This window comes from Streptomyces eurythermus (assembly GCF_014649115.1).
Classification (GTDB): Bacteria; Actinomycetota; Actinomycetes; order Streptomycetales; family Streptomycetaceae; genus Streptomyces; species Streptomyces eurythermus.
Genome location: NZ_BMSK01000008.1, coordinates 135,135 through 148,040, shown reverse-complemented (window position 1 = coordinate 148,040; position 12,906 = coordinate 135,135). Strand labels below are relative to the sequence as shown.

The window sequence follows — 12,906 nt, the reverse complement described above, 5'->3', positions numbered from 1 at the left end:
GCCGTTCGCCTCCGCTGCTACGCCGTCCGGGCAGCCCCGCCGCGACATTCCCCCGTCCGGCCGCTCAGGCGGCGGACGGGAAGCGTTCCCAGACCCGGTGCGCGCCGAGCAGCCGGGTGAGCTCCGCGAGCACGCCGGTGGCGGTGTCCCCGGCGATCACACCGGGCGCGTCCAGCGGGATGCCGGCCGCCTCCAGGGCCGCCTCGCCGCCCTTGGCCGCGCCGATGGCCTTGCCGTGCCGGAACGCCTCGCCCAGCAGCAGCCCCACCCGCGGGTCGGGGGTGGCGAACCCCGCGGTGGGCTGGCCGGCCTTGGCGTCCCGGGCTCCGTAGGCGTCGGCGCCCACCCCGGGGGTGCCCGCCACCAGCACCGCGTCGAACTCCACGGAGCGCGCGGTGGCGTAGGTCCGCTGGACGGTCAGGGCGTCGGCGCCGTCGCCGAGGGTGCCGCCGACCGGTGCCACGATCAGCGGGACCATGCCGCCGTCGAGGACCGCCTGCCGGACGGCCCGTACGCCGTCGAGGTCGCCGTCGGGTCCGGTGAGGATGCCGATGATCCGGCCGTCGGTGGGCCAGGTGTGCCCGACCTGGGAGAGGGCGGGGCTGGGCTGGACGTCGGCGAGGGGCACGGTGGGTTCGGGCGCGGGCAGGCCGAGGCCGGCCGCGACGCCCGCGCACAGCTCCGGGTCGATGTTGGCCAGGACCTGCAACGCCCGTTCCCGGATGGCCACTTCGTAGCACTTGCCGAGTTCGAAGGTGTAGGCGCCGATGATGTGCTCGCGCTCGGGCGGGCTCATGCTCAGCCAGAACCGGCGCGGCTGGCTGAAGTGGTCGTTGAAGGACTCGGGCGCCTCGCGGACCTTGGTCGCCTCGGGGACCCGTACGGGCGTCTCGACGTACGCGCCCAGGTCCGCGCCGGCGGTGAACGGGCAGCCGCCGTCGAGGGAGTTGGGCCGGTAGGGGGCCACGCCCCGGTGGACGGCCGTCTGGTGGAAGCCGTCGCGGAGCATGTCGTTGACCGGTGCGTGCGGCCGGTTGATCGGGATCTGCGGGAAGTTGGGACCGGCCAGGCGGGTGATCTGGGTGTCCAGGTAGGAGAAGAGCCGGCCGGCGAGCAGCGGGTCGTCGGTGATGTCGATGCCGGGGACGAGGTGGCCCACGTGGAAGGCGACCTGTTCGGTCTCGGCGAAGAAGTTGGACGGGTTGCGGTCGAGGGTGAGCAGCCCGATCGGCTGCACGGGGGCCAGTTCCTCGGGGACGATGTTGGTCGGGTCCAGCAGGTCGATGCCCTCGAAGGTCTGGTCGGGGGTGTCGGGGAAGGTCTGGATGCCGAACTCCCACTGGGGGTAGGCGCCCGCCTCGATGGCGTCGGCGAGGTCCCGGCGGTGGAAGTCGGGGTCGACGCCGTTGATGATCTGCGCCTCCTCCCACACCAGGGAGTGCACGCCCAGCTTCGGCTTCCAGTGGAACTTCACCAGTGTGGTCTCGCCGGCGGCGTTGACCAGGCGGAAGGTGTGGACGCCGAAGCCCTCCATGGTGCGGTACGAACGCGGGATGCCCCGGTCGGACATGTTCCACAGGGTGTGGTGGGTGGCCTCGGTGTGCAGGGTGACGAAGTCCCAGAAGGTGTCGTGGGCGCTCTGTGCCTGCGGGATCTCCCGGTCGGGGTGCGGTTTGCCGGCGTGGATGACGTCCGGGAACTTGATGGCGTCCTGGATGAAGAACACCGGGATGTTGTTGCCGACCAGGTCGAAGACGCCCTCGCTGGTGTAGAACTTGGTCGCGAAACCGCGGGTGTCGCGGACGGTGTCGGAGGAGCCCCGGGAGCCGAGCACGGTGGAGAAGCGGACGAACACCGGTGTCTCGACGTCCTCGGCGAGGAAGGCCGCCTTCGTCACGTTGGCCGCGGTGCCGTAGCTGCGGAACACGCCGTGCGCCCCGGCGCCGCGGGCGTGGACCACGCGCTCGGGGATGCGCTCGTGGTCGAAGTGCATGACCTTCTCCCGCAGGTGGTGGTCCTGCAGGAGCACCGGGCCGCGGGGTCCGGCCTTGAGGGAGTGGTCGGTGTCGTACAGCCGGGTGCCCTGGGCGTTGGTCAGATAGCTGCCGCTCTGCGCCATCCGGGCCTGGTCGGCGCCGGTGGGCTGTCCGGTCGGGGAGACGGTGTCGGGGCCGGTCTGGTCGGGCTTGGGCGGGAAGGGCTCGTGGGGATCGGTCGGCTCGGCGACCGGCGGCGTCCGGGGGCCCGGCTTGCCCGGGATGCCGTCCTCGGGGCCCTGGGGTCCTCCCTGGAGGGCGTCCGCCACCTTGTCCGCGGCTCGCTTCAGGGGGTTCGTCTCGCTCATCAGTGGCAATTCCTTCGCTGGTCACGGGGGCGGGCCCGGCACGAACGAGCGGGTGTCCGCCGCATGGTCGCCCCGCCGGGGGCGGGCGGTCGGCACCACGGCTCGCGTCGGGTGGGTCCCGGGCGGAGGGGGGGCCGATGGTGGCCTCGTACCGAGGTCCCCGGGCCGGGGCGTCCGAAACCGGGAACTCGGGGAGTTCCCGGTCGGGGTGAAGTCGGGCCGTCTCGTATCGAGTTGCCGGGACGGCGGGCCCGCCGGACGCGCTGGTCCGGCCCGGGGACCGTCGGCAGGGCCACAGCCCCCTGCCGCGGACGTGTCCGTCAGCAGGGCCGGCTTCTTGACCCGGGGCAGGCCGCCGGTGCCCGGCCGCCCGCACCGCCACCCTAGGCGCTGAGCCGGAGTGGCGCAGTTCGAACGGTGTGCGGGGCCCGGCCGGTCAGGGGCGGGCGACGACGCGGAAGGTGTCCAGGGAGGAGTCCGCCGCGTCCGGGACGAGGAAGCCGTGGGCGATGCCGCTGCGCAGGTAGTCCACGATCTCCGCGGTGATGACCTCGCCGGGTGCCACGACCGGCACGCCCGGCGGGTAGGGGCTGAGCGTCTCGGCGGCGATCCGGCCCACGGCCCGCTCGGCGGGCACCTGTTCGGCGGGGCCGAAGAAGGCGTCCCGGGGCAGGACCGCCTGTTCCAGTTCCAGGGCGCGCGGCTCGGGCAGGTGCACGGCCGGGCGCCGCTCGATGTCGTCCGCCCGCTCCACCAGCGAACGCACGGACTCCACCAACAGCTTCTCGGTCTGCTCGTCGTCGGAGTGGGTGATGGAGGCGCTGATCCGGCAGGTGTCCGAGCCGCCCATGTCGATGTGGCGGTTCGTGCGCAGCCACTCGGTCGCCTGCATGCCGCTGATGCCGAGACCCCGTACGTCGACGACGATCTTCAGCGGGTCGAACTCGGCGGCCAGCCCCTCGTCGATGATCTCGCCGCCCATCACCCGCAGCCCGGGCAGTTCCCGCAGCTGGGCCCGGACGCGTTCGGCGCGGTGCAGCGCCGCGTCCAGCAGGTCGTGCCCCTGCTCGACCATCTGCCGCCGCCAGCCGTCGAGGGCGGCGTAGACCAGGCAGGAGGCGCTGGTGGTGCCGAGCAGGTCCTCGCGCTGCTTGAGCACGGTCGGCGAGACCCGGTCGCCCTGGAGGTGGAAGACCGAGCTCTGCTCGATGGCGCCGCCCATCTTGTGCACGCTGGTGACGACCAGGTCGGCGCCCGCGTCCATGCCCCACACGGGCAGGCCGGAGTGGAAGGGCAGATGGGCGCCCCACGCCTCGTCCACGATGAGCGGGACGTCGGCGGCGTGACAGACGTCGGCGACCGCCCGCACGTCGGCGCAGGTGCCCCAGTCGGTGGGGGTGATCAGCAGCATGCCCTTGGCGTCGGGGTGCTCGCGCAGCCGGTCGCGGACGTCGTCGGCCTCCGGCGGATGGGCCATGTGCCGTTCGCCGTCGAACTTGGGGTGCACCCAGATGGGCTCCACCCCGTTGATGATCACCGCGGCGATGACCGACTTGTGGGCGTTGCGGGACAGCAGCAGCTTCTCCCCCGGTCCGGCGACCGCGAGCATGGCGGTCTTCACGGACAGGGAGCTGCCGCAGGTGGAGAAGAACGCGTGGTCGGCGCCGACCGCGTCGGCCATCAGTTCCTGCGCCTGCTCCAGCACGCCCTGGGACTGGCGGCGGTCGTCCAGCCCGTTGAGGGTGAGCACGTCCGAGCGGAACACGTCCAGTCCGAGGACGTCGGCCACCCGTGGATCGGTTCCCCGGCCCTGTTTGTGCCCGGGCGGCCCGAACACCACGTCCCCTCGTCGCCGGAACTCCTGCAGAGCCTCCAGCACGGGTACGCGGGAGTGGTCCATGACTGCCTCCTGAACTGTTCGGTTCCGCCCCCACCGTGTTGCACCGGTGGGGCGCCCCAAACCCGGCGGCCCGGTGTCGGGAGCCGTCCGGGTGGAACCCGGCCCGGCACGAAGGACACCCGCCGCACCGAGGAGGTCTCGTGTCGCTGTACCGCCGGATCGGGGAGGAGGTCGCGCGGCGCGCCGACGCGCTGTGGTCCGTGGCGTCGGCGCTGCACGCGGACCCGGAGACCGCGTTCGACGAGCACCGGGCGGCGGCGCTGCTCTCGGGGGAGCTGGAGGGCGCGGGGTTCGAGGTGCGGCGCGAGGTGGCGGGGCTGCCGACGGCGTTCACGGCCCGCTCGGGGCGGGGGCGGCCGGTGGTGGCCTTCCCGCTGGAGTACGACGCGCTGCCCGGGCTCGGCCACGCCTGCGGGCACAATCTGATCGCGGCGGCCGGCCTCGGGGCGGCCCTGGTCCTCGACGCCGTGCGGGACGGCGGCGAGGGCACGGTCCTCGCGGTGGGCACACCGGCCGAGGAGGGCGGCGGCGGCAAGGCGCTTCAGGTGGAGGCGGGCGTCTTCGACGGGGTGGACGCGGCCCTGATGTTCCACCCGGGGGTGTACGACTGGGTGCGGGCCCCGCTCACCGCGCAGGAGCAGTACCGGGTCGCCTTCCGGGGCCGGGCCGCGCACCCGACGGGCAATCCGACGGAGGGCATCGACGCGCTGGCGGCGCTGATCGAGCTGTTCAACGTGTTGTCCTCGCTCGGCCGCCGGCTGCCGGAGGGCTCCCATGTGCAGGGCATCATCACGCGGGGCGGCACGGCCACGAACATCGTCCCGGAGTACGCGGAGGGGCGGTTCGGGCTGCGGGCGCTGACCACGGCCGCCCTGGACGAGCTGGCCGGGCAGCTGGGCACGGCCGCCGAGGGGGTGGCCCGGGCGACCGGCACGGTGGTGACCGTGGAGCGGGCGAGCGTGCGCTATGAGCACTTCCGGGACAGCCCGGCGCTGTCCGAGCGGTTCGCCGGTCATCTGGACCGGGCCGGGATCGCCCTCACCGCGCCCGCTCCCGGTGTCTATCTGGGCTCCTCCGACATCGGCAACGTCAGCGGGCGGGTGCCCGCCATCCATCCCTTCGTCGCGATCATGGGCGCCGGGGGTTCGGACCACACGCCGGAGTTCGCCGAGGCCGCGGCCTCGCAGCGGGCGCGCCGGGTACTCCTCGCCGTGGTGGAGGCGCTGGCCTGCACGGCGGCGGACGTACTGGGCGACGCGGGCTTGCGCGGCCGGGCCTGGGAGGACCTGCGCCAGGCCGACGGGTGAGGCCTGGCGCGCCCCGCGGGCGGTGTCGTACGGGTCCTACGGGAAGGACGTCACCTTGGAGGGAATGGTGTCGGTGCCCGAGGTGGGGGCGCCGGTGCTGTTGACGACGTGGGCGTACTGGCCCTTGCCGCCGAGGGAGATCACCATCAGGTCGTGCATCTTCATGCCCGCGGTGACGGGCACCTGGAAGCCGTGGGTCTGGACGATCGACGGATCTGCCGTGAAGTTGCAGTAGCTGCCCAGGCCCCACGCCTCGTGGGTGGTGACGGAGTCGGCGACCTTGTAGGCCGCGTAGCCGACGATGCCGTCGTGGGTGACGGCGGCGGCGTTCGGGACGTCGTACGCCTTCTCGTTCTGGAAGAAGATCGTCCGGCCGCGTTCCCCGCTCCAGTAGACGTCGTACTTGTTGAAGTGCTCCACGAACAGGCCGGTGGCCAGGACGTCGTCGCCGTTGACGCGCAGCCCGTAGTCGGCGCGGTTGGTGTCCCAGCCGACGCCGCTGCCGTGGTCGGCGCGCCAGATCCAGGTGTGGTCGATGACGACGTCGTCGCTGTCGACCACGACGGAGTTGGTGGCGAGTCCGGGTCCGGCGCCGCCGATGCGGATGAACACGTCCTGCATGGTGGTGGGGTTCGCCGAGTGGTCGGCGCCGGCGCCGGGGGTGCCGATGCGCAGCAGGGTGTCGGAGTTGACCGGGCCCGCGTCGATGAGGAACCCGGCGAGCCGTACGCCGTCGACGTCGGCGACGTGCATCGCGTCGACGCCGTTGTCCGGTACCAGGGTGGCCAGGCCCAGGCCGAGGACGACGGTGTCGGGACGGGTGACGTCGAGGGTCTGGTCGAGGTGGTAGACGCCCGGGGTGAACAGGAGGTTGAGGCCCTGGGCGAGGGCCGCGTTGATGGTGGCGGCGGTGGCGCCGGGCTTGACCACGTAGAACCGGTCGAGCGGGAGCGAGGTGCCGGCGTTCGCGGGCCAGGAGACGCCCCGGGCGTTCGTGCGCTTGGCCGGGACGAACACCTTGTAGGAGGAGCCGTCCAGGTAGAGGAAGGGCTTCTCGCGGGAGACGGGGGTGGTGTCCAGGGTGGTGTACGGGCCGCTGTCGAAGTTGGTGGCGGGGGCGCCCTGGACGCCGGAGAAGGTCATGTTCCACACGCCGTTGGTCCAGCCGCCGACGGAGCTGTCCCGGGTGTACCACTGCTGCTGGGAGTACGGGCCCACGGTGCCGTCGATCTTCGAGTCGGCGATGTAGCCGCCGGAGGCCCAGCCGTAGCCGTTGGGCGCGAGGTTGAGGCCGCCCTTGACGTGGATACGGCGGAAGGGCGCGGCCTGCGCGACCGCCCACCGGTCGGTGCCGTTGGACGGGCTGAGGGCGAGGTTCTCCGCCGAACGCCAGAAGTTCTGCGTGGCGTTGCCGTTGAACCAGCCGGCGTCGACCGTGACATCACCGTTGATCTGCGTGTCGTCCGGGTTCAGTCCGAGGCCGGAGATCGAGGTGTAGAAGCCGAGTTGGGCGTTGATGCCGTTGTACGTGCCGGGCTTGAGCAGGAACTGGTAGCGGCCGGTGCCGAACTGGGCGGACTCCTGCCGGGCGAAGACGTCGTCGAACTTCTGCTGGAGGTTCGGCGTGGAGGGGTCGACGACGATGACGTTCGGGCCGAGGTCGCCGCCGCCCTGGACCGGCGGCAGAGCGCTGGTGCCGGTGTGCACGGCGGCCTCCCACAGCGAGTAGCCGTAGCCGGTGCCGCGCGCGGTGCCGTAGATCCGTACGTACCGGCCGGAGCCGCTGACGTCGTACGAGGCCGTGCCGCCGGTCGCGCCGGTGACGGACTTGAGGGTGCTCCAGTTCTGCCCGTCGGCGGAGGCCTGGAGCTGGAAGTCCTTGGCGTAGGCGGCCTCCCAGTTCAGGTCGACCTTGCAGATGTCCTTGACGGCGCCGAGGTCGACCTGGAGCCACTGCGGGTCGGCGGCCTGGCTGGACCAGCGGGTGGCGGTGTCGCCGTCAAAGGCGGCGGAGGCGGGGGTGCCGGCGTTCTCGGTGGAGGAGGCGGTGGCGGGCCTGCCCTTGGCCGCGTTGCCGCTGTCGCAGCCCGCCTGGCCGGTGTCCGTGCTGCCGTACACCCGGAACTCCCACAGGGAGTAGCCGTACGGGGTGGCCCGGTGCACGCCGAGCATCCGGACGTAGCGGCCCCGGCCGGAGACGTCGAGGGTGTCGGCGCCTCCGTCGGAGCCGGTGACGGACTTCAGGTCGGTCCAGGTGGTCCCGTCCCCGGATATCTGGACCTTGTAGTCCTTGCCGTAGGCGGCCTCCCAGTCGAGTTCCACCCGGGTGACCGAGGCGGTGACGCCCAGGTCGACCCGGAGCCACTGGTCGTCGCCGGCGGCCGAGGACCAGCGGGTGCCGCTGTCCCCGTCGACGGCCTTGCCGGCCGCGGTGCCGGCGTTCTCCACGGACGACGCGGTGGCCGACTTCCCCTGGGACAAGGGGATTTCGGCGGCTCCGGCCGAGGGGTGGGCGGTGGGCAGGGCGATCAGCGCGGCCGTTGCGGCCAGCGTGACACCCAGGGGTCTCCATCTCATGGGGCGGCTCCAGACGTGGCGGGGCCGACTCATCGGCCCCACGGCTTAGTTCAGGTTTTGATTTAAGGGATGAACCAAGCCGACCACAAGCCTTCGGACACCACCTCCTTCGTCAGCCGGGGCTCCAGGGCCCTCGTACGTCAGGCCCCGGACGGGGTGAACGTCAGGGTTTGTTCGGCGGCGGTGCGGCCGTCGCCGGGGGAGCCCTCGGGGGCCGTCCAGGTGCGCGGCGCAGTGGTCTCGGCGAGCCGGCCGGGGGTCGCGGACAGGCCGAGGACGAGCCCGCTGTAGCGGTTGACCAGACGGTGGGTGCCGGGCGCGGAGGAGTTCGCGATCAGGAACCACTGCTGTCCGACGGCCGGCCCGCCGCCCGGGGCGGCGGTCACCGTGGGCCGTGCTCCCCAGGCCCGGCCCGCCGTCCGCGCGGAGTCCACGCCCAGCAGGCGGCCGGTCGCCGCGTTGGCGATGGTGAAGGCGCCGTCTCCCGTCGGGGTGAAGGACCACGACTCGCGGGCGGAGCCGGTGGGCCGGCCGAGGGAGGTGACGGCGGAGCCGCCGGACTCCTGGGCGAGGATCCGGCCGCTGCCGGCGGCGATGCGGTAGCGGCGGCCGGTGTCCACGGGCGGGGCGGCGGGCGTGGCGGAGTCCACGGTGACGTCGGCGTACTCGCCCGAGGAGCCGTGGGAGCAGCCGAAGGAGCAGTAGGCGCGGAAGGTCCGGCCGAGCACGGCGGAGCCGGTGCGGCTCACGGGATCCAGGAACCAGCGGTACCAGGAGGCGGTGGTGTAGTCGCCGGTGTCACCGATGAGCTGCCACTTCTGGGTGGCCAGGTCGTCGGTGGCGTACAGGTACTGGGGTGCGCGGCCGCTCTGGTCGACGGCCTGCGGGGTGCCGATGTACCGGCCGAGGTGGGCGTCGTAGGCGATGTTCATCACGAACAGCGGTGAGGTCGGGGGCATTTTCCCGGCCGCGATCTGCTCGGCGGCGGTGCCGGTGTTGGCCGGGTCGTACTCGGCGCCGACGGGGGTGTAGCCGGTGGGGTGCCCGGCGTCGACGGGGACGATGTTGCTCTCCCGGCCGCCGGTGCCGGGCTGGGACCAGGCGCCGTCGTACCACTTGCGCCAGGAGCCGGGGGCCATCTTCGCGGCGATGGGGGCGCGGGCCACGTGCTCGTGGAAGGCCTTCCAGCCGCCGCTCTTGTCGACGATCCGCGAGCCGTAATAGACGTAGAAGTAGCCGGAGGAGGTGTCGGCGAACAGGCGCTGGTCGCCGTCGCCGTAGGAGTACGTCTCGTGCGGGAAGGCCGTGGTGTCCCCGCGCCTGGTGCTGTACGGCGAGGTGAGCACATGGTCCTTGATGGTCCAGGTGCGGCCCCGGTCGGTGGAGACGGCGTAGTCGATGGCGTCGTAGTGCAGTCCGTCGCCGAAGGGGCGCGGGGTGAACTCGTTGTGCACCAGGCCGTACCAGTCGCCGGTGTCGGGGTCGATCCAGATCCCGGACAGGTCGCAGTAGTTCTTCCGCGCGTATCCGGAGCCGGCCGGCGCGTACGTCGCCTCGCGCCCGGTGGGGCTGTTGTCGCACCGCCAGGTGGTGTCGTCGTTGCGGTCGGCGGGGTTGGCCGGGTCGGCCGCCTCGCTCAGGGTCCGGTCGAAGGCGGCGGTGTCGAAGTCCTTGCCGGTGTAGAAGTCCCAGACCCGGGGGTCGTCGGCGCCGTACAGCGCGGCGGACTGCTGGTAGTGGAAGGTGCCGTCGCGGTCGGTGAACGCGGTGGCGGGGGTGTCGGTGGGATGCGGGAACGGCACAGGGGTGCCCACGGTCACGGTGTAGCGGGCGTCGGCGGGGGACGCGGTGCCGCTGCCCAGGACCAGGGCGACGGCGGCGGCCACGGCGCCGCCCGCTCGGATCGACAGTCGCACGGTAGCTCCTAGTTGCCTCGGGGCCGGTCGCACGGAACGATCCGGCCCCGGCCGCGCCGCGGCAATGGACTCCCGTCCCCCGCCTCTTGCACTTTCGCGCGCCGGCGGCCCGGTTCACTCACCCGGTCCGGGCGGGACGGCGGACAGCGGGGTGTCCCAGGCGAGTTGGCCGAGGAGACGCTCGTCGGGTCCGGCCGGGCGCGCCGTCACGGTGCCCGCGGTGTTCCGGGACAGGGCGCCGCTGACGGTGATGTTGCGCTCCGCCCGCGGCCGGCGGTGCCGTTCGTACGCGGCGTACGCGGTGGCCGGATCGGGCAGGTCCCGCAGCGCCTTGGCCAGGACCACGGCGTCCTCCAGCGCCATCGAGGCGCCCTGCCCGGTCGCCGGGGAGGCCGCGTGCGCGGCGTCGCCGGCGAGCACGACCCGTCCGGTGTGCCAGGCCGTGCCCGGCGGCAGCTCGCTGGCGTTGGTGACCAGGATGGCGTCGCCGGCGGACTCGACCAGGCCGGCGGCGGGCGTGGTGTCCGCGCGCAGCAGCGTCAGCAGCCGCTCGCGCGCGCCGGCCGACGGCGCGGCGGGCGCCCCGGCGGGCAGCGGGTCACCGCTCTCGCGGGCGAACCAGTACGTCTCCCCCGCCGGGGACACCGCGTACCCGAAGGCGGTCGCGCCGCCCCGGACCATGGTGATGGAGCCGTCCGGGCCGGGGGCGGGCGCGGTGCGGGTGTAGCCGTAGTAGACCCGCTGGCCGGCATATCGAGGCCGCACCCCGGGCAGCAGCAGCCGGCGCACGGTCGAGCGCAGTCCGTCGGCGCCGACGAGCAGGTCCCCGGTGGCCGTGGTGCCGTCGGCGAAGCGGGCGGTGACGCCGTCGGGGCCGTCCGCCACGGACACCAGCCGGGCCCCGTGGTGCAGGGGGATGCCGCGCCGTGCCGCCTCGCCCTGCAGGGCCGCGTTCAGCTCGCCGCGGCGCAGACAGCGGTAGCGCAGGGCGGGGTCGTCCGCCTCGCCGAGCGGGGCGTGTGACATCAGCGCGCCCCGGCTGTCGAGCAGCCGCAGCGAAGTCAGCGGAAAACCGACGGCCGTGACGGCGTTCACGGCGTCCAGCTGGGCCAGGGCGCGCATGCCGTTGCTCGCCAGGGTCAGGAAGGCGCCGAGGTCCTCGGCCGTGTCCGGGTGGGCCTCGAACACGGTGACGTCGAACCCGGCCTTGTGCAGTCCCAGCGCGGTCGCGGTTCCCGCGATCCCGCCGCCGATCACCAGTACCCTCATCGCATCCGCTCCGGTCGCCCGCCGTCCTGACGGGGCGGCGGTGGTGGCCCGTCCATCCAAGGGCAGCGGTGGCCGGACGGGGGCGGGATCCGGACAGGGCCGGCGGGGTGCGGAGGGGTCGGGTGGAGGAGCCGGATTTCGCGGTGGTGCTCACCGGCTGGGCCGGGGACGGCAGGCGGGAGGTGATCGGGGTCCTGCGTGCCGTCACCGGGCTGAGTGCCTGGCGGAGCGCGCTGTTGCTGTCCGCCGCTCCGGCGCCGGTCGTCGAGGAGGTTCCGTTCGAGACCGCCGTCCGGGCCGCCGCGTCCCTGCGGGCGGCGGGGGCCGGCGCGGACGTGGTGTGCGGCTGGTGTGCGCGCACCCTGCCGCCGGACGGGCGCCCGCTCTCCCCCGGTCCGTGCGCCTCGCGCTACTGGTCCGCGGCGGACTGCCGCGCGAGCCGCTCCGAAGGCGCGGCCCGGCGGGTGCGTGCTCCGGAACGCCCCTCGTGCGAGGGGTGATCGCGCCGGTGGAACGGGTACGTCCCGGCCATGCGGGTGAGCGTGGTGGACGCGGGGTCGAACACGGTGCGACTGGTGATCGCGGACGTGGAGGGGGGTGTGCCGCTGCCGGTGCACACGGTCAAGTGGAAGTTACGCCTGTCCGAACACCTGGGCCCGGACGGCACGATCGGGGACGAGGCGGTGCGGCGGCTGGTCGAGGCGGTGGGCGCGGCGAGCGCCACGGCCCGCGGCTGGCAGGCGGCGGGTCCGCTGGCCTTCGCGACCACGGTGGTCCGCACCGCCCCGAACCGTCATGAGGTGCTGCACCGGGTGGCGTCCGGGACCGGGGTGCGCATGTGCACGCTGCCCGGGGAGACGGAGGCCGAGCTGACCTTCCTGGCGGCCCGCCGCTGGCTGGGCTGGAAGGCGGGTCCGCTGGCGCTGCTCGACATCGGCGGCGGCTCGCTGGAGGTGGCCTTCGGGCGGGGCCGGATGCCCGGCTTCGTGGCGTCCCTGCCGCTCGGCGCGGGCCGGCTGACCAGGGAGTACCTGACCGTCCAGGACCCGCCCGGGCCGAAGGAGCTGAAGGAGCTGCGCCGCCGGGTCCGCCATGAACTGCGGGACGTGGCCGCGCGGATCCGCTGGGAGCGGCCGCGTACCGTCGCCGTCACCTCCCGTACGTTCCAGCAGCTGGCCCGGCTGTGCGGGGCGCCGCCGGGGCGTCACGGCCCGTTCGTGGAGCGGGAGTTGGCCTGCGGGGACCTGCGCGAGGCGGTGCGCGCGCTGGCCGCGCTGCCCGCCGCGGAGCGGGCCCGGCTGCCGGGGATCTCCGCGCCGCGCGCCGCGCAGAGCCTGGCGGGGGCGGTGGTGGGGCACACCGCGCTGAAGCTGATGGGCCTGCCCCGGGCCGTGGTCTGCCCCTGGGCGATCCGCGAGGGGGTGCTGCTGCGCTGTGCCGAGGACGGCGCCGACTGGTGGACGGACGTCACCTCCACCGCCGGCACCGTCGCCTCCACCGCCCCCGGCGCCGGCGCCGGTGCGCCGACCGCGACGGCGGTGCTGGGCGTCGCGGGTCCCCCGGCCTGACCGGCCCGGGCCCGGGCGCCCTTGG

General features: G+C 73.7%; 8 protein-coding genes. 3 read left to right on the top strand and 5 right to left on the bottom strand.

Annotation, left to right across the window (positions count from 1 at the left end):
* Window positions 1–64: 64 nt before the first annotated feature.
* Window positions 65–2,344 (bottom strand): catalase, encoded by a 2,280-nt coding sequence (locus IE251_RS16935; protein ID WP_189753799.1) that lies wholly within the window; start codon window positions 2,342–2,344, stop codon window positions 65–67.
* 436 nt (window positions 2,345–2,780) lie between these two features.
* Window positions 2,781–4,244, bottom strand: a complete 1,464-nt coding sequence (locus tag IE251_RS16930; RefSeq protein ID WP_189753798.1) for an aminotransferase class I/II-fold pyridoxal phosphate-dependent enzyme — start codon at window positions 4,242–4,244, stop codon at window positions 2,781–2,783.
* A 140-nt stretch (window positions 4,245–4,384) separates the two neighbouring features.
* Here IE251_RS16930 and IE251_RS16925 point away from each other — a divergent pair, with 140 nt between their 5' ends.
* Entirely contained in the window at window positions 4,385–5,551 is a 1,167-nt protein-coding gene (locus IE251_RS16925; RefSeq protein ID WP_189753797.1) for an amidohydrolase, read from the top strand.
* Window positions 5,552–5,587: 36 nt separating this feature from the next.
* On the opposite strand, the gene IE251_RS16920 is transcribed toward IE251_RS16925, so the two are convergent.
* The 3 genes from IE251_RS16920 to IE251_RS16910 form a co-directional block, all read right to left on the bottom strand.
* Window positions 5,588–8,128, bottom strand: coding sequence for a discoidin domain-containing protein (locus IE251_RS16920; RefSeq protein ID WP_189753796.1), 2,541 nt, complete (start codon window positions 8,126–8,128; stop codon window positions 5,588–5,590).
* A 140-nt stretch (window positions 8,129–8,268) separates the two neighbouring features.
* Window positions 8,269–10,044, bottom strand: coding sequence for an RICIN domain-containing protein (locus IE251_RS16915; RefSeq protein ID WP_307784824.1), 1,776 nt, complete (start codon window positions 10,042–10,044; stop codon window positions 8,269–8,271).
* Between the two features lie 114 nt (window positions 10,045–10,158).
* Window positions 10,159–11,313, bottom strand: coding sequence for an FAD-dependent oxidoreductase (locus IE251_RS16910; protein WP_189753795.1), 1,155 nt, complete (start codon window positions 11,311–11,313; stop codon window positions 10,159–10,161).
* Window positions 11,314–11,435: 122 nt separating this feature from the next.
* Here IE251_RS16910 and IE251_RS16905 point away from each other — a divergent pair, with 122 nt between their 5' ends.
* Entirely contained in the window at window positions 11,436–11,813 is a 378-nt protein-coding gene (locus IE251_RS16905) for a ribosomal protein L7/L12 (protein WP_189753794.1), read from the top strand.
* A 30-nt stretch (window positions 11,814–11,843) separates the two neighbouring features.
* Window positions 11,844–12,881 carry a Ppx/GppA family phosphatase gene (locus IE251_RS16900; RefSeq protein ID WP_189753793.1) on the top strand — a complete coding sequence of 346 codons (1,038 nt, stop codon included), beginning with the start codon at window positions 11,844–11,846 and terminating at the stop codon, window positions 12,879–12,881.
* The last annotated feature ends 25 nt before the right edge of the window (window positions 12,882–12,906 follow it).